The sequence below is a fragment of the Pseudomonas sp. SDO5532_S415 genome (genome assembly GCF_054071155.1).
In genome coordinates this window covers 1-20,809 of the sequence record NZ_JBSVWS010000028.1, presented here as the reverse complement: position 1 = coordinate 20,809, position 20,809 = coordinate 1, and the positions used below count along the sequence as shown (strand labels likewise).

The following is a 20,809-nucleotide window of genomic DNA, read 5'->3' as shown; positions in this document are numbered from 1 at the left end:
CGCCCACAAAAAAGCCGTCGTAATGACGGCTGATTTGTTTTTGGCATCAGCGATTACCGCCGGGTCAACAACACCCCGGATTCCATATGATGCGTCCACGGGAACTGGTCGAACATCGCGCATTGGGTGATGCGGTGAGTGTCGTGCAGTTGGGCGATGTTGGCCGCCAGGGTTTCCGGGTTGCAGGAGATGTAGAGGATGTTGTCGAAACGCCGGGTCAGTTCGCAGGTGTCCGGATCCATGCCGGCGCGGGGCGGATCGACGAAGACGCTGCCGAACTCGTAGCTTTTCAGGTCGATGCCGTGCAGGCGGCGGAATGGACGCACTTCATTCAGCGCTTCGGTCAGCTCTTCGGCGGACAGGCGCACCAAAGTGACGTTATCCACCGCGTTTTCGCTGAGGTTGCTCAGTGCCGCATTAACCGAGGTCTTGCTGATTTCGGTGGCCAGCACCTTGCGCACGCGGGTGGCGAGGGGCAGGGTGAAGTTGCCATTGCCGCAATACAGCTCCAGCAAGTCGTCTGAGCGATCGCCGAGTGCGTCGTACGCCCAGTTAAGCATCTTCTGGTTCACTGTGCCGTTAGGCTGGGTGAACGCGCCTTCGGGCTGGCGATAGCTGAAGGTGCGACCGCCGACTTTCAGTTTCTCGACCACGTAATCGTGACCGATGACTTCGCGCTTGCCCTTGGAGCGGCCGATGATGCTGACGTTCAAATCGGTCGCCAGCTTTGTGGCCGCCGCGTGCCAGTGTTCGTCCAGCGGGCGGTGATAACACAGGGTGATCATCGCATCGCCGGCCAGGGTGGTGAGGAACTCCACCTGAAACAGCTTGTGGTTCAAGGCCGAACTGGCCTGCCAAGCCGCTTTGAGCTGCGGCATCAACTGATTGATGCGCAGGCTGGCAATCGGGAATTCTTCGATCAGGATCGGCGTGCGTTTGTCTTCCTGGGAAAACATTGCGTAGTGGCGCTCGCCGGCTTCACGCCACAAGCGGAATTCGGCGCGCAGGCGGAAATTCTGCAGCGGCGAGTCGAATACAGCCGGCTCCGGCGCGTCGAATGGGGCTAGCAGGTCACGCAGGCGCGTGACCTTGTCTTCGAGCTGAACGGCGTAGGCCTGGGAATCAAAAGTCATGCGTTGAACCAACCCAGCTTGATCACGAACAGAATCGACAGAATCACCAGCGCCGAGTTCAGCTCACGGCCGCGGCCGGACAGCAGTTTGATAGCGGTCCAGGCGATGAAACCGAAGGCGATGCCGTTGGCGATGGAATAAGTGAACGGCATGGCCAGGGCGGTGACCACGACCGGTGCGGCAACGGTAATGTCGTCCCAGTCTATTTCGGCCAGGCCGGATGTCATCAGCACGGCGACGAACAGCAATGCCGGCGCGGTGGCGAAGGCTGGAACGCTGGCAGCCAGTGGCGAGAAGAACAACGCCAGCAGGAACAGGATCGCCACGACGATGGCGGTCAGGCCGGTACGGCCCCCGGCACTCACACCGGCGGCGGATTCGATGTAGCTGGTAGTGGTCGAGGTGCCCAGCAGGGAACCGGCCATGGCGGCGGTACTGTCGGCGATCAGGGCGCGGCCCATTTTCGGCATGTGGCCGTCCTTGCCCATCAGGCCGGCGCGCTTGGCAACGCCGATCAGGGTGCCGGAGTTATCGAACAGGTCGACAAACAGGAAGGCGAAAATCACGCTGACCAGACCGATGTCCAGTGCGCCCTTGATGTCCAGTTGCAGGAAGGTCGGCGCCAGCGAAGGAGGCATCGAGGTCACGCCGCCGAACGGGGTGAAGCCCATCAGGATCGACACGATGGTCACGGCCAGAATGCCGATCAGCACCGCACCGCGTACGGCAAGCGCTTCGAGGGCGACGATCAGGGCAAAACCGAGGGTGGCGAGGATCGGAGCCGGTTGTTTCAAGTCACCGAGGCCGACCATGGTCGCCGGGTTGCTGACCACGATGCCCGCGTTGTGCAGGGCAATCAGCGCCAGGAACAGGCCGATACCGGCGGCGATCGCCGAACGTAGCGGCAGCGGGATGCTGTTGATGATCCATTCACGGATGCGGAAGATCGACAACAGGAAGAAACACACGGCGGAGATGAACACCGCACCCAGCGCCACTTGCCAGGTGTGGCCCATGTGCAGGACCACGGTGTAGGTAAAGAAGGCGTTCAGGCCCATGCCCGGTGCGAGGGCGATCGGATAGTTGGCGATCAGGCCCATGGTCGCGGAGCCGATGGCGGCTGCCAGACAGGTGGCGACAAACACCGCACCCTTGTCCATGCCGGTCTCGCCGAGGATGCTCGGGTTGACGAACAGAATGTAGGCCATGGCCAAAAAGGTCGTGACGCCCGCCAGAATCTCGGTGCGTACGTTGGTGTTGTGTGCCTTGAGTTGAAACAGCCTTTCCAGCATGTCTGCTCCCCGTGGCGCGCCGGGCGCCGTGAATGTATCGACCTCAACAGCAAAGCACAGACCGCTGCAGGCGCCTGGGAATTTTCTGTGGGTCGGAAAAAGCCGCGCATCATACCAGCAGCACAGGGTTATGGCTGCTTATGGTGGTGATCGTCGTCGATGTTTTGCGTTTGGCCCAAGTCAGCCATACTGCGCGCTGGTTTTTTGGGGGGGCATGCATGAAAAAGTGTCTGTTGATCTTGATGGCATTGTTCTTGGGGGCGCAAACCGCCTCGGCGGCCTCGGCACCGCCGTTGACCCAGGTGAAAGTGCTGAAAGTCGAGTCGCCGGGCTGTGGTTTTGAAACCATTGATGAAGGACAGGCGCAGACCCGCTGCAATCACCGTGGCCCGAACATCAGGGTCTACGTGCTGGAAGTGGGCTACGGTCGCAGCCAACCCCATGTCGCGCTCGATGGCTTTGAAGTGGACGGCGCCCGCACGCCGGTCTGCGCCTACGAAAATGGCAACCTGACCGATTGCTCCCAGAGAACCAAGGTAGTCGGCAATCTGTACATCTTCAGTCTTGCCGGCAAACAGGAAGGCACGTTCACCTTCAGCAACACCTCGATCAATGCGCCGGGCAACACGATGTCGACGCAGCTTTACATCAAGTAGCTTTACATCAAGAAACAGCCGGCCTCGAACAAGGGTAAGGAAAGCTGACTACGCTTCAAGGATCATTCTGTGGATTGCCCTCATGACCTTTAGAGCCCTGATTACCCTCGCCGAGGGCATCGATGACCTGCAAGCCGTGACCCTCGTCGATGTGCTGCGCCGCGCCAAGGTGGAAGTCGTGGTGGCGAGCATCGAAGGGCGACGCATGCTCACCTGTGCCCGCGGTACCCGCCTCACCAGCGATGCGATGCTGGTGGATTTGCTGGCCCAGCCCTTCGACTTGATCGTCCTGCCCGGCGGAGCCGTAGGCGCGCAACACCTGGCGACCCATCAACCCTTGCAACAACTGATCAAGGACCAGGCCGCGGCCGGTCGCCTGTACGCGGGTATCGCCGAAGCCCCGGCAGTGGCGCTGCAAACCTTTGGCGTGTTGCGCCAGCGGCGCATGACCTGCCTGCCTTCGGCCAGTCATCAACTCTCAGGCTGCAACTACGTCGATCAACCGGTCGTTGTCGACGGCAACTGCATCACCGCCCAGGGTTCGGGCGCTGCGCTGGCATTTGCCCTGACACTGGTGGAACAGTTGTGCGGCAAAGCCACGCGGGCGGCGGTGGCGGGGGAGTTGGTTGTTTAGATCACTCAGACCTTAGCCTCTTCTTCCACCGGCATATGCATACGGTCGCGCTGGGCCAATGTCGGAAACAGCTTGATCCAGGTACCGGTCACCACCAGCGTGCCGATACCGCCCATGACCACGGCCGGCACGGTGCCGAACCAGTGGGCGGTCAGGCCGGATTCGAATTCGCCCAACTGGTTCGAGGCGCCGATGAACAAACCGTTCACTGCACTGACCCGGCCGCGCATTTCGTCCGGGGTTTCCAGTTGCACGAACGAGGCACGGATCACCATGCTGATCATGTCCGCCGCGCCCAGTACCACCAGTACCGCCAGCGAGAACCAGAACGAGGTCGACAGACCGAAGGCGATGGTTGCCACACCGAATACGCCCACTGCGGTGAACATCACCCGCCCGACATTGCGTTCCACGGCAAACCTCGCCAGGAACAGCGACATCAACAGCGCACCCACCGCCGGTGCCGAGCGCAACAGGCCCAGGCCCCACGGGCCGGTGAGCAGGATGTCCTTGGCAAAAACCGGCAACAACGCCGTCGCGCCACCGAGCAGGACGGCAAACAGGTCCAGGGAAATCGCCCCGAGAATGTCCGGACGACTACGGATGAAGCGGATGCCCGCCAACAACGAATCCAGGGTGGCCTTGCCTTTGTTCAGCGGCGTTTGCCGTGCGGGCAGATTGAGCATCAGCGTGCAGGCAATGATGTAGAGGATCACCGTCGGGCCATAGACCCACACACTGCCGAACGCGTAGAGCAAACCGCCGAGTGCCGGTGCGACGATGGTTGCCGACTGCTGGGCCGATTGCGCGGCGGCCACGGCCCGGGGGAACAGAGCGCTGGGCACGATGCTCGGCAGCAGCGCCTGGGTGGTCGGCATTTCGAAGGAACGGGCGGCGCCGAGCAGGAAGGCGAGGATGAAGATCATCTCCCGGGTGACATGGTCGGTCGCGCTGCCGATGGCCAGCGACAGGGCGATCAGCGCTTGCAAGGACTGACAGATCGCCGCGACCTTGCGCCGGTCGTAGCGGTCCGCCACGTGCCCGGTGTGCAGCATGAACAGCACACGCGGTGCGAACTCCACCAAACCGACCAGGCCAAGGTCGAGCACGTTGCCGGTCAGTTGATAGAGATTCCAGCCAATGGCCACAGTGAGCATCTGAAAACCGCTGGCGGTAAAAACCCGGGCCAGCCAGAACGCAAGGAAAGGGCGATGGTGACGTAACAGCAAAGGCTCTTGGCTGGGCATTTGAAGGCAAATCTGGAGGAGGGGAAGGGCGAGATTATCACCAGCCTGTAACAAGAAGTTGCTGATTATGAAAATTTCATTAGCCAGACATCGATTCCTGCAACGCAACAAATTCCTGTGGGAGCGAGCCTGCTCGCGAAAACGGAGTGGCATTCACCGTAATGTTGACTGACCCATCGCATTCGCGAGCAGGCTCGCTCCCACAAGGGATATGTTTCTGCCTGTTACCCCAACCATGAGGCAACTTGTCACGCGGCAAAAGACCACGCAGTTCAACCCCGGAAATGGGACTACTCTTTCAACGTTGCTTGATCCAGGTCAAAACCCTTAAAGGAATTGATCCGGCGGCCGCAAGGCCAGACTCCCTGCGTAGCGATGCGTGTAAAAAAAGAACAAATAGAGATTCGCCACACTCCATATCCGTGGGGGCCGTGGGTGCAGGCTTCCAGCCAGCAGCCGTACTACCTGACAGAGGAAGACTTATGTTCGGTTTAGAGGCACTTGATCTCGCCCGAATTCAGTTCGCGTTCACTATCTCGTTCCACATCCTGTTCCCTGCCATCACCATTGGCCTGGCGAGTTACCTGGCGGTACTCGAAGGCTTGTGGCTGAAAACCCACAACGACACCTACCGTGACCTCTACCATTTCTGGTCGAAGATCTTTGCCGTCAACTTCGGCATGGGCGTGGTCTCGGGGCTGGTCATGGCCTATCAGTTCGGGACCAACTGGAGTCGCTTCTCGGACTTCGCCGGGTCCGTGACCGGGCCGTTGCTGACGTACGAAGTGCTGACGGCTTTCTTCCTCGAAGCCGGTTTCCTGGGTGTGATGCTGTTCGGCTGGAACAAGGTCGGACGGGGCTTGCACTTTTTTGCCACGGTCATGGTCGCCATCGGCACGCTGATCTCGACCTTCTGGATTCTCGCCTCCAACAGCTGGATGCAGACTCCGCAGGGCTTTGAGATCGTTAACGGCCAGGTCATTCCAACCGACTGGCTGGCGGTGATCTTCAACCCGTCGTTCCCTTATCGCCTGATGCACATGGCCACGGCGGCGTTCGTCGCCACAGCATTCTTCGTGGGCGCCTCCGCGGCTTGGCACTTGCTGCGCGGCAAGGACAATCCGGCAATCCGCAAGATGCTCTCGATGGCCATGTGGATGGCATTGATCGTGGCGCCGATTCAGGCCGTCATCGGTGACTTCCACGGCCTCAACACACTGAAACATCAGCCGGCAAAAATTGCCGCGATCGAGGGCCACTGGGAAAACCACGGCAACGAGGCGACTCCGCTGATTCTGTTTGGTTGGCCGGACATGAAAGAAGAGAGGACCAAATTCGCCGTCGAGATTCCATACCTGGGCAGCCTGATCCTGACCCACTCTCTGGATAAACAGGTGCCGGCGCTCAAGGAGTTCCCACCGGAGGACCGGCCGAACTCGACCATCGTGTTCTGGTCGTTCCGGATCATGGTCGGTCTTGGCATGTTGATGATCTTCACCGGGTTGTGGAGCCTGTGGCTGCGTAAACGCGACAAGCTCTATACCTCGCGGCCGTTCCTGCACCTGGCATTGTGGATGGGGCCGTCCGGCCTGATCGCGATCCTTGCCGGCTGGTTCACCACGGAAGTCGGCCGTCAGCCGTGGGTGGTCTACGGTCTGATGCGCACGGCGGATGCGTCCTCCAACCATAGTTTCATGCAGATGAGCATCACCCTGATCCTGTTTGTCGTGGTGTATTTCGCGCTGTTCGGTGCCGGTCTGGGCTACATGATGCGCCTGGTGCGCAAAGGACCGAAGATCGACGAAGGCAAGGAAACCAATGATGGAGGTCCCGGCCAGAAACGCACACCGGCGCGTCCACTGTCGGCTGCCGACGACGATCACTCCGATGCCGACCGCACCGTGACCAAGGAGATTTGAACCATGGGTATTGATCTTCCGCTGATCTGGGCCGTGATCATCATCTTCGGCATCATGATGTACGTGGTCATGGATGGCTTCGACCTGGGCATCGGCATTCTCTTCCCGTTCATTCCGGGCAAGGGCGACCGCGATGTGATGATGAACACCGTCGCCCCGGTCTGGGACGGTAACGAAACCTGGCTGGTGCTGGGCGGCGCAGCGTTGTTTGGCGCCTTCCCCCTGGCCTATTCGGTGGTGCTCTCGGCGTTGTACCTGCCATTGATCCTGATGCTGGTCGGTTTGATTTTCCGCGGCGTGGCGTTCGAGTTCCGCTTCAAGGCCCGGGACGACAAGCGTCACCTCTGGGACAAGGCGTTCATTGGCGGCTCCATCACGGCAACGTTCTTCCAGGGCGTGGCGCTGGGGGCCTTCATCGATGGCCTGCCGGTGGTCGATCGCCAGTTCGCCGGTGGTTCACTGGACTGGCTGACGCCCTTCACGATGTTCTGCGGCGCCGCGTTGGTGGTGGCTTATGCACTGCTGGGATGCACCTGGCTGATCATGAAGACCGAAGGCAAGTTGCAGGAACAGATGCACGACCTGGCGCGGCCGCTGGCGTTCGTATTGCTGGCGGTGATCGGTATCGTCAGCATCTGGACGCCGTTGGCGCACGCCGAGATTGCCGCCCGCTGGTTCACCCTGCCTAACCTGTTCTGGTTCCTGCCGGTGCCGATTCTGGTGCTGGTGACCCTGTACGGCTTGATCCGCGCGGTGGCGCGCAATGCGCACTACACACCCTTCCTGCTGACACTGGTGCTGATCTTCCTCGGTTACAGCGGGTTGGGGATCAGCCTGTGGCCGAACATCGTGCCGCCGTCGATCTCGATCTGGGATGCCGCTGCACCGCCGCAAAGCCAGGGCTTCATGCTGGTGGGCACGCTGTTCATCATCCCGTTCATCCTGGGCTACACCTTTTGGAGCTACTACGTGTTCCGCGGCAAGGTCACCCATGAAGACGGTTACCACTAAGCCAGCACATTGAACCTGTAGGAGCAAAGCTTGGTCCGGGCGGCGCTCCGACGATGGCGTCGGTCGCGGCGCCATCGATCTGAAAGAGGATTGAAGCAATGTCCAGCAAACCTTCCTTGCACGACATCAAACAAGCCGAAAAAAAACCGCTGTGGCAGCGGCTTGGCTGGCTGGCCCTGATCTGGGTCGGTAGCGTCGGTGCATTGTTCATTGTGGCCAGCCTGATGCGGATGTTCATGAACGCCGCTGGCCTGAGCACGCATTGAAAACCTGACATCCCATCCCGTCGCCTGCAGGCGCGGATTTATAACCCTCCGATTGGAGGGTTTTTTTTGTCCGGTTATTTGCGGGCCTTGAGAATCACGAACTTCGGCGTGGCCGCCACTTGCTCGACACCACGGAACAAACGCGCCAGTTTGCTGTGATAACCCAGGTGACGATTGCCGACGATGTACAACGCGCCGCCGACCACCAGCGCCTCACGCGCTTGCTGGAACATCCGCCAGGCCAGGAAGTCGCCGACAACCTGTTGCTGGTGAAACGGTGGATTGCACAGCACTACGTCAAGCGACTGGGGTTCCTGTCCGGCCAGACCATCACCGGCACGCACGACGACATCGCGCTCGCCCAGCGCCGCACACCAGTTTTCGGCAGCCGATTGCACCGCCATGAACGATTCGTCCACCAGCGTGTAATCGGCTTCAGGGTTTTGCAGGGCGCTGGCGATGGCCAACACGCCGTTACCGCATCCGAGGTCGGCAACCCTTGCTGTGCCAAGGTTCTTCGGCAAATGCGGCAAAAAAGCCCGCGTGCCGATATCCAGGCCTTCGCGGCAGAAGACGTTGGCGTGGTTGAGCAATTCGATGGAGGGGGTATCGAGGCGATAACGGGTCGGGTAGGGCGAGGTAACCGGCGCCTTGGTTTCAACCGTGGCAATCAGCAAGCGGGCTTTCTTCACCGCCAGCGAAGCCTGCACCGGGCCGATGTAGCGCTCCAGCAGATCACCCGCGGCCCGTGGCAAATGTTTGATCATTGCTCCCGCGATCACTTGAGCGCCGGGCGCCAACTGGCCTTGCAGGCGGATCAGTTGTTCTTCGAGTAACGCCAGGGTCTTTGGCACCCGTACCAGGACCCGATCAAACGGTCCCGCCAATACTTCGCTGGCGGGTATGGCCGGCACCGCATCAAACGCCTGGCCGTTGCGGGCCAGGTTCTTCTCCAGCCCCTGAAAGGCCAGGAAAGAATCGCCGCTGCTGGTCACCTTGACCTTGCTGGCCAGACTGGCGGCCAACGCGCCGAAACTGTCGTTCAGCACCAGTACCCGCGTGTCGACAGAGGGTTGCTGTTCGGCCAGGTGGTTGAGCAGGTACTCATCGGCCGCATCGAAGGCTTGCAGCGGTTCGTTCTGCTGTTCGGGCTGGCGGATCAGGTCGAGGCTGGCGAAAGGCGTTTCGAGCAAAGGCATGGGGCGGGGCTCTGGGTAATCAACGGATATCCCGCGCCCAGGGGCATCTTGGCGGCGGGGCCGTCCGAGTGGACTGCGTCGTGGGAAAATCACACGTCATCACTCAGGATGGGACCGCGAATGGTACGTTTTTTTGAGTTGGATTACCCGCAGGTTTTTCGGCTCAGCGCATCGCGTTGCTATTGAGATAACCAGCCTTGACGGCGGCAATGACGGCCGAAACCTTGTTATTGACTCCGAATTTTTGGATGGCTGTCTGGATATGGAAATTGATCGTGCGGGCGCTGAGATTGAGAATCCGGGCGCTTTCGTATGCCGTCTTACCGGCTGCCGCGAGTTTCAACACGTCGATTTCCCGCGGTGATAAATGTGGCATGGACGATTTGGCCGGCTCCTTGGGCAGTGTCTGTACGACCAGCTTATGCAGATGCCGACCAATAAAGACGGAGAAACCAAAATACTCATAAAGCTCCAACATGTTAATCGGGCAATGGCTTCTGGCCAGACTCACAATGCTGCAGAAACCGGTTTCCTCGTCATGAACGGCTTGTGACCAACCATGTTGAAGTCCTTGTAATTCAAGTGTCTCCCATATCCATGGCACATTGCAGAAAAGCTCTTCGCTCCAAAGAATAGGCAGCATGGATCGATTGCAATGTGCCACTACTGGGTCGAGGGCGCCAAACTTCTTTTTTTCATATTCAGAGTTCCAGTCTTTTGGGTAATTGTTGAACCGTACAGTGTGAAAGTGTTCGGTGTTGGTTGGGCAAGTCGTTGAAAAAGCGAAAAATTTAAAACCGATATTTTTCGCGAATCTCAGTGCGATTTCGTAAGCGACCTCCGGCTCGGTTGCTGTTGATAATTGTTTTAGTTGTGACTCCTTCCACCTTTCCATCATGAGGCTCCACAGTCGTGATAGCTTTGGGGCGCATATTGGATCCAGAAGATCGGCGCGAAGGCAAGTGTAGGATGTTTCTTACTTATATGTTGAGATTTTTTAGACTTACTAACGTCTCTCAAACTAAGCGTCTGGTTCTAACGATAGTTTAATGAGTGGGCTCATTTAAATGGTGGTTTTCATTCTATTGAGCTTTTATGTTAACTGAATAGTTAGTGGCTTGTGTGCGGGTTGGTGAAATCAAGAATGTTTGCCAAAGACACTACAAATCACCCGTGTTTATGGGGCTCGCTTTGCGAGACACTGTGGCTATCTGTTGAATGGAGCCCACCATGACTGCCAGCGAAGATAAATTTACTCGCCAGACTTTGCTCGACGTCCAGCCGTTGACCCCGAACCTGTTCACCCTGCGCGCTACCCGGGATGCGGGCTTTCGTTTTCGCGCGGGGCAATTTGCCCGCCTGGGCGTGACCAAGGCTGATGGCAGTACGGTCTGGCGCGCCTATTCCATGGTGTCATCGCCCTTCGATGAGTACCTGGAATACTTTTCCATCGTAGTGCCGGGGGGCGAGTTCACCAGTGAACTGAGTCGGTTGGGTGTTGGCGATACGCTGCTGGTCGACCGCCAGGCCTTTGGGTACCTGACGCTCGATCGATTCGTCGATGGGCGTGATCTGTGGCTGTTATCCACAGGCACTGGCCTGGCTCCGTTTCTGTCGATCCTGCAGGATTTCGAGGTGTGGGAGAAATTCGAGCAAATCATCCTGGTCTACAGCGTGCGCGAATCACGGGAACTCGCCTATCAGGACCTGATTGCAGGGCTTACACAGCGAGAATACCTGACGGAGTATGCGTACAAATTACAGCTGATCAACACAGTGACACGCGAACAGCATCCCGGTGCTCTTAACGGACGGATCACCACGCTGATCGAAAATGGCGAGCTGGAGCGGGTAGCCGGCGTGGCGCTGACACCCGAGCATTCACGGGTCATGTTGTGCGGCAACCCGCAAATGATTGACGACACGCGCAAATTGCTCAAACAACGCGACATGCACTTGAGCCTCAGCCGGCGGCCCGGTCAGGTGGCGGTAGAAAACTTCTGGTAAAAAAACGGCGCCCTGAAGGCGCCGTTCTTATAGGCCGTCCAAGCGGTCAAGGCCTGTTGTTCTGAGCCTTGAGCAGATCACGGATTTCACTCAGCAACTCTTCCTCCTTGGTCGGAACCGGTGGCAGGGTTGGAGCGACGGCTTCTTCGCGCTTGAGGCGGTTGATGGCTTTGACGCCCATGAAGATCGCGAATGCGACGATGATGAAGTCGATCATGCTCTGGATGAATTTACCGTACGCCAGCACCACTGCCGGGGCCTCACCTTGAGCCGCTTTCAGCGTGATGGCCAGGTCACTGAAGTCCACCCCACCGATCAACAGCCCGATGGGAGGCATGATCACGTCACCGACAAATGACGAAACGATCTTGCCGAAGGCGGCCCCGATGATGATACCGACGGCCATGTCGACCACATTGCCTTTGACCGCGAAGGCCTTGAACTCACTTAGCACGCCCATAGGTTATTTCCTTGTTACAGATGAGGTTGGTGAACGCAGTGTAAATCAGCAATGTGCATCGTGCTCGAATCAACTGCTGACAGTGTTCGCCTGCAATCGACCCGGGGGGCGTTGAAAAGTTTTTCAGATAGCCGATTTGTCGCCTGGCTCTGCGCTGCCGGGTCATTCTCACAGGTCCTTTTCGAATCTACTCGTCGTTCTCATTAATGGCTTCAAGTCAGGTACTGTTTTGGGATTGTGGATCCTGGCGAAAACTCTCGATGCAGGCAATCGATTGTTATTATTCATTGGTGAAGTAAATGCTCTAAGTCGGTAGGAGGGTTTAGTGGGTGAGTGAAAATAGTCTTTCTAATTTTCATGGGAGTAGTGAGGAAGAATTGTACGGCTGGAGGTTCTGTTGATAAGTTTTGTACAGGTTTTATATTGATTTGCTGAAGGGCTCAATGTGTTCTTATCGGTTACAGGGCGAATGAAATTGAACTGGAGTTCGTGGAGTGCGATTGTAAATATCTATTCCCTGAAACATCTTCTGCGGATCTAATGTGAAAAATTGTAAATTTAAAAATTAAATTGATATTACTTTTCAGATCTGCTCGTTAGTACATTTCAAAGTTATGACTATCGAGGCGCCTTGTGCATCAGCCTGCGCCGAGTTCGCTTTCCTGCGCTATCATCGCGGTTTTTGCCGGGGGTTCAGATGGCCAAGGCCAAGCGCATGTACGGCTGCACCGAGTGCGGCTCAACCTTCCCGAAGTGGGCCGGCCAGTGCGGCGAATGTGGCGCCTGGAATACGTTGACCGAAACCATGGTGGAAAGCGGCGGAGCCGCGGCACCGACAGGGCGTACCGGTTGGGCTGGTCAACAGGCACAGATCAAGACCCTGGCTGAAGTCAGCGTCGAGGAGATCCCACGGTTTTCCACTGCGTCCAGTGAGCTCGATCGGGTACTGGGTGGTGGCCTGGTCGATGGCTCGGTGGTGCTGATCGGCGGTGATCCCGGTATCGGCAAATCGACCATTCTGTTGCAAACCCTGTGCAACCTGGCCAAGAGCATGCCGGCCCTGTACGTCACGGGTGAAGAGTCCCAGCAGCAAGTGGCCATGCGCGCCCGACGCCTGGGTTTGCCGCAGGATCAGCTGCGGGTCATGACCGAAACCTGTATCGAAACCATCATTGCCACGGCCCGGCAGGAAAAGCCCAAGGTCATGGTCATCGACTCGATCCAGACGATTTTCACCGAGCAACTGCAATCGGCTCCAGGCGGTGTATCCCAGGTGCGTGAGAGCGCGGCATTGCTGGTGCGTTACGCCAAACAAAGCGGCACGGCGATTTTCCTCGTCGGCCACGTGACCAAGGAAGGCGCATTGGCCGGGCCGCGGGTACTGGAGCACATGGTCGACACCGTGCTTTATTTCGAAGGCGAATCCGATGGGCGCCTGCGTCTATTGCGGGCAGTGAAAAACCGATTCGGCGCAGTTAACGAGTTGGGCGTATTTGGTATGACCGACAAAGGGCTGAAAGAAGTCTCCAATCCATCGGCTATTTTTCTGACCCGTGCACAGGAAGAAGTCCCGGGCAGCGTGGTCATGGCGACGTGGGAGGGCACCCGGCCGATGCTGGTGGAAGTCCAGGCACTGGTGGATGACAGCCATCTGGCCAACCCGCGTCGGGTGACGCTGGGGCTGGATCAGAATCGTTTGGCAATGTTGCTGGCGGTGTTGCATCGTCACGGCGGTATTCCCACCCACGATCAGGATGTATTCCTCAATGTGGTCGGCGGCGTGAAGGTATTGGAAACGGCCTCTGACCTGGCGTTGATGGCAGCCGTGATGTCCAGTTTGCGCAACCGGCCGCTGCCCCATGACTTGCTGGTTTTTGGTGAGGTCGGTCTGTCCGGGGAAGTGCGTCCGGTGCCAAGCGGTCAGGAACGTCTGAAGGAAGCGGCCAAGCACGGCTTCAAGCGTGCCATCGTGCCCAAGGGCAATGCGCCGAAAGAAGCGCCGCCGGGGTTGCAGATCATTGCCGTCACGCGTCTGGAGCAAGCCTTGGACGCATTGTTCGAGTAGTTGCTGAAGAAACACGGACCCTGTGGGAGCGAGCCTGCTCGCGAAGGCGGCCTGACATTCAACACTGATGTTGGCTGCAACACCGCTTTCGCGAGCAGGCTCGCTCCCACATTGAGATTGATATCAGGTCGTCAGACTTCGATCAACGCACCCAATTCCCGCTCAAGCTCCTGCGGGTCACCCAGATTGAGTTCAATCAATCGCCGCAAACGCTCAATGGACTCCAGGCTGATGTGCCGGCAGACAAACCCGAGCTGGCCATGGTCTTCATGGGTCAGTTGCACATCCATTTCGATGTCGGTGTCTTCGCTCAGATGAATGTCGACAAAAAAATCCTGCTGCGGATCACCTAGCCAGGGCTCAGGCCGCTCGATCAGCAAGCCCTTGAGCGACAGATCGATCAACTTCACCGGCCAGATGAATTCCCCCTGGCTCAGCTCGGTTCTGGCATCGAACGCAATACGTTTGAAGCGGCGGCGATCGGCAGGGTGTTCGCTCATGGCGCAATCCTCTAGATGTTCGCTGACTATAGACCCGCATTGTTAGAACCTGCCAGCCAGCACAGCGCTCTAGACCAACGTTGGGGTATGGCCTTTGTCGTCAGGAGAGCTAAACTCCGTTGGCTGTCTTTCTGTCCACTCTGGCTGGAATAATAAAATGAAAAATAATAATAGCCCGCTACGCCACATACCCTGGCTGGTGCTGGCAATCGTTGGAGCGTGCGCCCTCGGTGTCGTGGCATTGCGCCGAGGTGAGGCGATCAACGCCTTGTGGATCGTGGTCGCTGCCGTGGCCATCTATCTGGTCGCGTACCGTTACTACAGTCTGTTCATCGCTAACAATGTGATGCAGCTCGACCCGCGACGGGCCACCCCCGCCGTGCTCAACAACGATGGTCTGGACTATGTTCCAACCAACAAACACATCCTTTTTGGTCACCACTTCGCGGCCATCGCCGGCGCGGGGCCGCTGGTCGGCCCGGTCCTGGCGGCGCAGATGGGCTACCTGCCCGGTACGCTGTGGCTGATCGCCGGGGTGGTGCTGGCCGGTGCCGTGCAGGACTTCATGGTCCTGTTCATGTCCACTCGCCGCAACGGTCGTTCCCTGGGTGACATGGTCCGTGAAGAAATGGGCCGCATCCCCGGGACCATCGCGCTGTTCGGCTGTTTCCTGATCATGATCATCATCCTCGCGGTGCTGGCGCTGATCGTGGTCAAGGCCCTGGCCGAAAGCCCATGGGGGATTTTCACGGTGATGGCGACCATCCCGATCGCGATGTTCATGGGCATTTACATGCGCTACATCCGCCCGGGCCGCATCGGTGAAATCTCGATCATCGGCGTGTTGCTACTGCTCGGTTCGATCTGGCTGGGCGGGCAGATTGCCGCCGACCCGGTGTGGGCCAAGGCGTTCACCTTTACCGGTGTGCAGATCACCTGGATGTTGATCGGTTACGGTTTCGTGGCCGCCTCGTTACCGGTGTGGCTGATCCTGGCCCCTCGTGACTACCTCTCTACCTTCCTCAAGATCGGCACCATCGTCGCCCTGGCGATCGGCATTCTGATCACCATGCCCGAGCTGAAAATGCCGGCGCTGACCCAGTTCGTCGACGGCACCGGCCCAGTGTGGAAGGGCGGTCTGTTCCCGTTCCTGTTCATCACCATCGCCTGTGGCGCGGTATCGGGTTTCCACGCGCTGATTTCCTCCGGCACCACGCCGAAGCTGCTCGATAACGAGGTCAATGCCCGTTACATCGGTTACGGCGGCATGCTGATGGAGTCCTTCGTGGCAATCATGGCCATGGTCGCCGCTTCGGTGATCGAACCGGGCGTGTACTTCGCCATGAACAGCCCGCCGGCCGTGGTCGGCACTGATGTGGTGGCGGTGGCACAAGCGGTCAGCAACTGGGGCTTTGCGATTACCCCGGAGGCGCTGCAAGCCGTGGCCAAGGACATCGGTGAGACCACCATCCTGGCCCGTGCCGGCGGTGCGCCGACCCTGGCGGTGGGTATCGCGCAGATCCTGCACAGCGTGCTGCCAGGTGAGAACACCATGGCGTTCTGGTACCACTTCGCGATCCTGTTCGAGGCGCTATTCATCCTGACCGCGGTCGATGCCGGTACCCGTGCCGGTCGGTTCATGCTGCAGGACTTGCTCGGCTCCTTCGTGCCGGCGCTCAAACGCACCGAATCCTGGACCGCCAACCTGATCGCCACTGCCGGTTGCGTGGCCATGTGGGGTTACCTGTTGTACCAGGGCGTGATCGATCCGCTGGGTGGCATCAACACCCTGTGGCCGCTGTTCGGCATCTCCAACCAGATGCTGGCGGGTATTGCGCTGATGCTCGGCACCGTGGTGCTGATCAAAATGAAGCGCCAGCGTTATGTGTGGGTGACCATGCTGCCAGCGGTATGGCTGCTGATCTGCACCACCACCGCGGGCTTCATCAAGCTGTTTGACGCCAACCCGGCGATCGGCTTCCTGTCGCTGGCCAAGAAATACAGCGATGCCCTGGCCAATGGTCAGATCCTCGCCCCGGCCAAGGACATCACGCAAATGCAGCATGTGATCTTCAACGCCTACACCAACGCCACACTGACCGCACTGTTCCTGTTCGTGGTGTTCAGTATCCTGTTCTATGCACTCAAGGTCGGCATTGCCTCCTGGGGTAAAAAAGAACGTACGGATAAAGAATCGCCCTTCCAGGCGCTGCCGGATGCGTAATCGAGGATTGCAGTATGTTCAATGACTTGAGTCGCCTCGGTAAATACCTCGGTCAGGCCGCGCGCCTGATGGTCGGCATGCCTGACTACGACAACTACGTCGAGCATATGCAAAGCAAACACCCGGACAAACCGGTGATGGACTACGAGACGTTCTTCCGCGAACGCCAGGAAGCCCGTTACGGTGGCAAGGGTGGGCCGAAGTGCTGTTGATTCGACAGTCAGGCTGATGCCCCCCCTGTGGGAGCGGGCTTGCTCGCGAATGCAATCTGTCATTCAACATTTGTGTTGACTGACACATCGCCTTCGCGAGCAGGCTCGCTCCCACATTTGTTTTTTATTGTTCTCTAATTTTGTGAAAAAGGAGATTCGGGTGTCCTCTCCCATCCCGGTAACGATTCTCAGCGGCTTCCTCGGCGCAGGCAAAACCACCTTGCTTCGCCACCTGCTCAAAGCCGAGCACGGCCTGAAAATCGCTGTGATCGAAAACGAATTCAGTGACGCCGGTATCGACACCCAACTGCTGGGCGACGAACCGGTTCAAGTGATGACGCTATCCAACGGTTGCGTTTGCTGCACCATCCACACCGACCTGACCAAAGCCTTGTACCTGCTGCTCGAGCGCCTGGACAGCGGCGAAATCGCCTTTGACCGTCTGGTGATCGAATGCACCGGACTGGCCGATCCTGCACCGGTGGCACAAACCTTCTTCATCGACGAGGAACTGCGCGAGCGTTACATCCTCGACGGCATCATCACTTTGGTGGACGCGGCACATGCCGAACTGCACCTGACCCAGACCATTGCCCAGGCGCAGATCGGTTTCGCCGACCGTTTGCTGGTGAGCAAGCGCGACCTGGTGGACGAGCCTGCTTTCATCGCGTTGAGTGAGCGCCTGACCCGCATCAACCGCCGCGCGCCCATTCGTGCGGTAGACCATGGCAAGATCGATCTGGCCGAACTGCTCGATGTGCGTGGCTTCAATCTCAATGCTGACCTGGGAGGCGGCGTGAGTTTGCGTCCGGTCAGTACGGCGCCTTCCATCGATCGCATTTCCAGCCTGGTGCTGCGCACCGACAAGCCGCTGGATATCGACAAGCTCAGCGAGTTCATGAACGAACTGCTGGAAGATCATGGCAAGCAGTTGCTGCGCTACAAAGGTGTGTTGAACATCCTGGGAGAGCCACGGCGCATGGTATTTCAGGGCGTATTGAAGCTTTATGGTTTCGACTGGGATACGGAGTGGTCGGACGATGAAACGCGTGAAAGCGTGATCGTGTTCATTGCCGATGATTTGCCGGAAGAGAAGATTCGTGCGGGTTTTGCCAAAGTGGCTGCGAACTGAATCATTGATGGATTCGTTCTTCAGTATTTCACCGTCCTGCAAAATGCGGGCGAGACACCTCTGTCACCGCCCGCCGATTTTGAATTCGGCGCATCAGACTTCGTCAGGATGATTGATGTAAGGCGCGTTTCTTTCCAGAATATTCAGGTTGAAAGCCAAAGGCATTCCACCGATGTCAGCGATATACAGGTAGGGGGAACCTCGGACGGTATGTTGATGCATCAATCCCGAGTTTTTAACCTGCAAGTAGATGCAGGCTTCACGTTTCTTCAGGTTTTCAAGGCTAAGGGGTATTCCGTTGTTTCTCAGTAAATGAAAGGTGTCTGATTCTGCTGAGGAGAATGCTCCAATGAGTCCGTTGTCACTGGTGCTGAGGCACATTCCATAATACGAGCCAGGCGTGCGGATATAGAGCCTGTATGCGCAATCGATATGCCTGAAATAAATCGTTAATCGAGGCTTTGTATCTATTGGGGTTTCGGGGCACAAACCCAATAAGTGTGAATCATCCCTTTTTTGTGGGCGCCCGGTAAAAAAGCCGCCGCTGGCAAATGTAGGCGTAACTATTGTTTGTTTTCCATGGATCTCGCCCAGGAAGTGCAATGGGCTATTGCTTGTGCCAATGGTCGCAATAAAGGATTTTTGTCTATCTGTACTCATTAGAATCTTCCTGCTTGAATGATCAAGCTGCGCCGCGACTCAGTATCTCAAATTTGAAGTCCAGCGGCCGAGCACTGACTTTCCCCGTGCAGACCAGGCTGCCCACCTTTGTATTGCCCCGAGCGCTCAAAGTACGACCGCCCCTTGTCTGGATCCTGAGGACGGGGGTATCGGTGTTTATCTGGTCCAGCGTGACAATTTGGCCGTTCCCATCGAGCAGGTTATAGGTTGTCTGTTCATGGTCATAACGAAAAGCGCTGATGAAATCCTGGTTTTCATTGCTCAATGCGTAACGGTGGTACAGGCCATCTGTAAGAAGGTAAATAGAGTAATAATCATCGATGCAGTCAAAATAAAACTTCATCTGATTTGCCGGTGCGTCGGTTTTTACGCACAGGTAACTTGAAATGTCCATGTTTGCGTCAAATGACCAGGTGTCATAATCCAGCTTTTTAATCAGGGTGGTTTTTCCGTAAGTTATTTTAGGCAGGTGAAGGTTGCCATGGTTTGTTTTCATCGTGGCGATGAAAGACCGCTCTTGGTTTTTATTCATTTCAGTGCATCCATGTTCTGATATGTATAGATTGATTTTCCGAACTCATTCGTTCGGTTATTAAGCTAGCAACTTATATGGGGGGGAGAAAGGCTGTTTTAGAGGGTTGATGTATCAGGGTTTTTCGTGAGTTCTTGAAGCGTTAAAGGCTTAAAGCAGGGGCCAAAAAAACCCGGCCATCAGGCCGGGTTTTTTTCAAGCTACCGCTATCAGGCGCCGTACACCGGCAGCTTCTTGCAGATCGCCTTGACCTTCTCACGAACGGCGTCGATTACCGCTTCGTTGTTCAGGTCAGCCAGGATGTCGCAGATCCAGCCAGCCAGTTCCTTGCACTCTGCTTCCTTGAAGCCACGAGTGGTCACAGCCGGGGTGCCGAAGCGCAGGCCGGAGGTGACGAACGGGGAGCGTGGGTCGTTTGGCACGGAGTTCTTGTTCACGGTGATGAAAGCCTTGCCCAGAGCGGCGTCGGCGTCTTTACCGGAGATTTCCTGTTTGATCAGCGACAGCAGGAACAGGTGGTTTTCAGTACCGCCCGACACTACGTCGAAACCGCGCTCGATGAACACGCTGGCCATGGCCTGGGCGTTTTTCACCACTTGTTGCTGGTAAGCCTTGAACTCTGGCTGCAGTGCTTCCTTGAAGCAGATCGCCTTGGCGGCGATCACGTGCTCCAGCGGGCCACCCTGGGCACCCGGGAATACCGCGGAGTTCAGCTTCTTCTCGATGTCGGCGTTGGCGCGAGCCAGGATCAGGCCGCCACGTGGACCACGCAGAGTCTTGTGGGTGGTGGTGGTCACGACGTCAGCGAATGGCACCGGGTTAGGGTAGACGCCAGCGGCGACCAGACCAGCCACGTGGGCCATGTCGACGAACAGGTAGGCGCCAACCTTGTCAGCGATTGCGCGGAAGCGTGGGAAGTCCAGAACCTGCGAGTAGGCAGAGAAACCGGCCACGATCATTTTCGGCTTGTGCTCGACCGCCAGGCGCTCGACTTCGTCGTAGTCGATCAGGCCGTTGGCGTCGATGCCGTACTGGATGGCGTTGTACAGCTTGCCCGAGGACGAAACGCTGGCACCGTGGGTCAGGTGACCGCCGTGTGCCAGGCTCATGCCCAGGATGGTGTCACCGGCCGACAGCAGGGCCAGGTAAACGGCGCTGTTGGCTTGCGAACCGGCGTGTGGCTGAACGTTGGCGTAATCGGCGCCGAACAGTTCTTTTGCACGGTCGATGGCCAACTGCTCAACCACGTCGACGTACTCGCAACCGCCGTAGTAGCGCTTGCCCGGGTAGCCTTCGGCGTACTTGTTGGTCAGTACCGAGCCTTGAGCTTCCATCACCGCAGGGCTGGTGTAGTTTTCCGAAGCGATCAGCTCAATGTGCTCTTCCTGGCGCTGAGCTTCTTGCTCCATGGCGGCAAAGAGATCGGCGTCGTACTTGGCAATAGTCAAATCACGGCTGAACATGGCGGTCCTCAAGGATCGGGGGCAGAAAAGGGGGGCATTCTACCCCAACGGGTTTTGGAAGGCATATGAAAGGACATCATGTCGCAGACAAGTGGGCTTCATGCAGGGATCAGCGGTGATCCTGCGGGCCTCTTCGCGAGCAGGCTCGCTCCCACAGGAGATCGCAATCCAATGTG

At 57.7% G+C, this 20,809-nt stretch carries 20 protein-coding genes; 10 read left to right on the top strand and 10 right to left on the bottom strand.

The genetic code is table 11. The features are described from left to right. Positions 1 to 53: 53 nt before the first annotated feature. Together trmA and ACW9HW_RS10135 are read right to left on the bottom strand one after the other, a co-directional pair. On the bottom strand, positions 54 to 1,133 hold the full coding sequence (trmA, locus tag ACW9HW_RS10140) for a tRNA (uridine(54)-C5)-methyltransferase TrmA (RefSeq protein WP_095196652.1): 1,080 nt from the start codon (positions 1,131 to 1,133) through the stop codon (positions 54 to 56). Beyond that, entirely contained in the window at positions 1,130 to 2,425 is a 1,296-nt protein-coding gene (locus tag ACW9HW_RS10135) for an NCS2 family permease (protein WP_095196651.1), read from the bottom strand. The genes trmA and ACW9HW_RS10135 overlap by 4 nt, the downstream gene beginning before the upstream one ends. Positions 2,426 to 2,643: 218 nt before the next feature. On the opposite strand from ACW9HW_RS10135, the gene ACW9HW_RS10130 reads away from it, so the two are divergent. Both ACW9HW_RS10130 and ACW9HW_RS10125 read left to right on the top strand, forming a co-directional pair. Then, entirely contained in the window at positions 2,644 to 3,081 is a 438-nt protein-coding gene (locus ACW9HW_RS10130) for a DUF4879 domain-containing protein (RefSeq protein WP_457399679.1), read from the top strand. A gap of 82 nt (positions 3,082 to 3,163) precedes the next feature. Further along, positions 3,164 to 3,715, top strand: a complete 552-nt coding sequence (locus ACW9HW_RS10125; RefSeq protein WP_457399678.1) for a DJ-1 family glyoxalase III — start codon at positions 3,164 to 3,166, stop codon at positions 3,713 to 3,715. Between the two features lie 5 nt (positions 3,716 to 3,720). Here ACW9HW_RS10125 and ACW9HW_RS10120 read toward each other — a convergent pair whose 3' ends face one another. After that, positions 3,721 to 4,962: an MFS transporter gene (locus ACW9HW_RS10120; protein ID WP_457399676.1), complete on the bottom strand. Its 1,242-nt coding sequence runs from the start codon at positions 4,960 to 4,962 to the stop codon at positions 3,721 to 3,723. 482 nt (positions 4,963 to 5,444) lie between these two features. Here ACW9HW_RS10120 and ACW9HW_RS10115 point away from each other — a divergent pair, with 482 nt between their 5' ends. The 3 genes from ACW9HW_RS10115 (at position 5,445) to ACW9HW_RS10105 (ending at position 8,158) form a co-directional block, all read left to right on the top strand. After that, the gene (locus tag ACW9HW_RS10115; RefSeq protein WP_457399675.1) at positions 5,445 to 6,881 is read left to right on the top strand and encodes a cytochrome ubiquinol oxidase subunit I; all 1,437 of its coding nucleotides are present in this window, start codon (positions 5,445 to 5,447) and stop codon (positions 6,879 to 6,881) included. Positions 6,882 to 6,884: 3 nt separating this feature from the next. Continuing rightward, on the top strand, positions 6,885 to 7,892 hold the full coding sequence (cydB, locus tag ACW9HW_RS10110; protein WP_095196646.1) for a cytochrome d ubiquinol oxidase subunit II: 1,008 nt from the start codon (positions 6,885 to 6,887) through the stop codon (positions 7,890 to 7,892). A gap of 98 nt (positions 7,893 to 7,990) precedes the next feature. Beyond that, positions 7,991 to 8,158 (top strand): DUF2474 domain-containing protein, encoded by a 168-nt coding sequence (locus ACW9HW_RS10105; RefSeq protein WP_095196645.1) that lies wholly within the window; start codon positions 7,991 to 7,993, stop codon positions 8,156 to 8,158. A 74-nt stretch (positions 8,159 to 8,232) separates the two neighbouring features. Here the strand turns inward: ACW9HW_RS10105 and ACW9HW_RS10100 are convergent, their stop codons facing one another. Together ACW9HW_RS10100 and ACW9HW_RS10095 are read right to left on the bottom strand one after the other, a co-directional pair. After that, positions 8,233 to 9,357, bottom strand: a complete 1,125-nt coding sequence (locus tag ACW9HW_RS10100; RefSeq protein ID WP_457399673.1) for a methyltransferase — start codon at positions 9,355 to 9,357, stop codon at positions 8,233 to 8,235. A 163-nt stretch (positions 9,358 to 9,520) separates the two neighbouring features. Next, positions 9,521 to 10,252: an autoinducer binding domain-containing protein gene (locus ACW9HW_RS10095; RefSeq protein WP_457399671.1), complete on the bottom strand. Its 732-nt coding sequence runs from the start codon at positions 10,250 to 10,252 to the stop codon at positions 9,521 to 9,523. 335 nt (positions 10,253 to 10,587) lie between these two features. Between ACW9HW_RS10095 and ACW9HW_RS10090 the strand changes: the two genes are divergently transcribed. After that, positions 10,588 to 11,364, top strand: a complete 777-nt coding sequence (locus ACW9HW_RS10090) for a ferredoxin--NADP reductase (protein WP_457399669.1) — start codon at positions 10,588 to 10,590, stop codon at positions 11,362 to 11,364. A gap of 46 nt (positions 11,365 to 11,410) precedes the next feature. On the opposite strand, the gene mscL is transcribed toward ACW9HW_RS10090, so the two are convergent. Further along, the gene (mscL, locus tag ACW9HW_RS10085; RefSeq protein WP_095196642.1) at positions 11,411 to 11,824 is read right to left on the bottom strand and encodes a large-conductance mechanosensitive channel protein MscL; all 414 of its coding nucleotides are present in this window, start codon (positions 11,822 to 11,824) and stop codon (positions 11,411 to 11,413) included. A 697-nt stretch (positions 11,825 to 12,521) separates the two neighbouring features. On the opposite strand from mscL, the gene radA reads away from it, so the two are divergent. Beyond that, positions 12,522 to 13,889 (top strand): DNA repair protein RadA, encoded by a 1,368-nt coding sequence (radA, locus tag ACW9HW_RS10080; RefSeq protein WP_457399666.1) that lies wholly within the window; start codon positions 12,522 to 12,524, stop codon positions 13,887 to 13,889. A gap of 131 nt (positions 13,890 to 14,020) precedes the next feature. Here the strand turns inward: radA and ACW9HW_RS10075 are convergent, their stop codons facing one another. After that, entirely contained in the window at positions 14,021 to 14,389 is a 369-nt protein-coding gene (locus ACW9HW_RS10075; protein WP_095196640.1) for a PilZ domain-containing protein, read from the bottom strand. 157 nt (positions 14,390 to 14,546) lie between these two features. On the opposite strand from ACW9HW_RS10075, the gene ACW9HW_RS10070 reads away from it, so the two are divergent. The 3 genes from ACW9HW_RS10070 (at position 14,547) to yjiA (ending at position 17,957) form a co-directional block, all read left to right on the top strand. After that, on the top strand, positions 14,547 to 16,613 hold the full coding sequence (locus ACW9HW_RS10070) for a carbon starvation CstA family protein (RefSeq protein ID WP_457399664.1): 2,067 nt from the start codon (positions 14,547 to 14,549) through the stop codon (positions 16,611 to 16,613). Between the two features lie 14 nt (positions 16,614 to 16,627). Beyond that, entirely contained in the window at positions 16,628 to 16,825 is a 198-nt protein-coding gene (locus tag ACW9HW_RS10065) for a YbdD/YjiX family protein (RefSeq protein ID WP_095196638.1), read from the top strand. A gap of 160 nt (positions 16,826 to 16,985) precedes the next feature. Next, the gene (gene yjiA, locus ACW9HW_RS10060) at positions 16,986 to 17,957 is read left to right on the top strand and encodes a GTPase (RefSeq protein ID WP_457399663.1); all 972 of its coding nucleotides are present in this window, start codon (positions 16,986 to 16,988) and stop codon (positions 17,955 to 17,957) included. 93 nt (positions 17,958 to 18,050) lie between these two features. Here yjiA and ACW9HW_RS10055 read toward each other — a convergent pair whose 3' ends face one another. The 3 genes from ACW9HW_RS10055 to glyA all read right to left on the bottom strand — a co-directional run bounded on the left by ACW9HW_RS10055 (position 18,051) and on the right by glyA (position 20,633). Beyond that, positions 18,051 to 18,617, bottom strand: a complete 567-nt coding sequence (locus ACW9HW_RS10055; protein WP_457399662.1) for a hypothetical protein — start codon at positions 18,615 to 18,617, stop codon at positions 18,051 to 18,053. A gap of 22 nt (positions 18,618 to 18,639) precedes the next feature. Then, positions 18,640 to 19,170, bottom strand: a complete 531-nt coding sequence (locus ACW9HW_RS10050; RefSeq protein ID WP_457399660.1) for a hypothetical protein — start codon at positions 19,168 to 19,170, stop codon at positions 18,640 to 18,642. A gap of 209 nt (positions 19,171 to 19,379) precedes the next feature. After that, entirely contained in the window at positions 19,380 to 20,633 is a 1,254-nt protein-coding gene (gene glyA / locus ACW9HW_RS10045; protein ID WP_095196635.1) for a serine hydroxymethyltransferase, read from the bottom strand. Positions 20,634 to 20,809 lie beyond the last annotated feature (176 nt).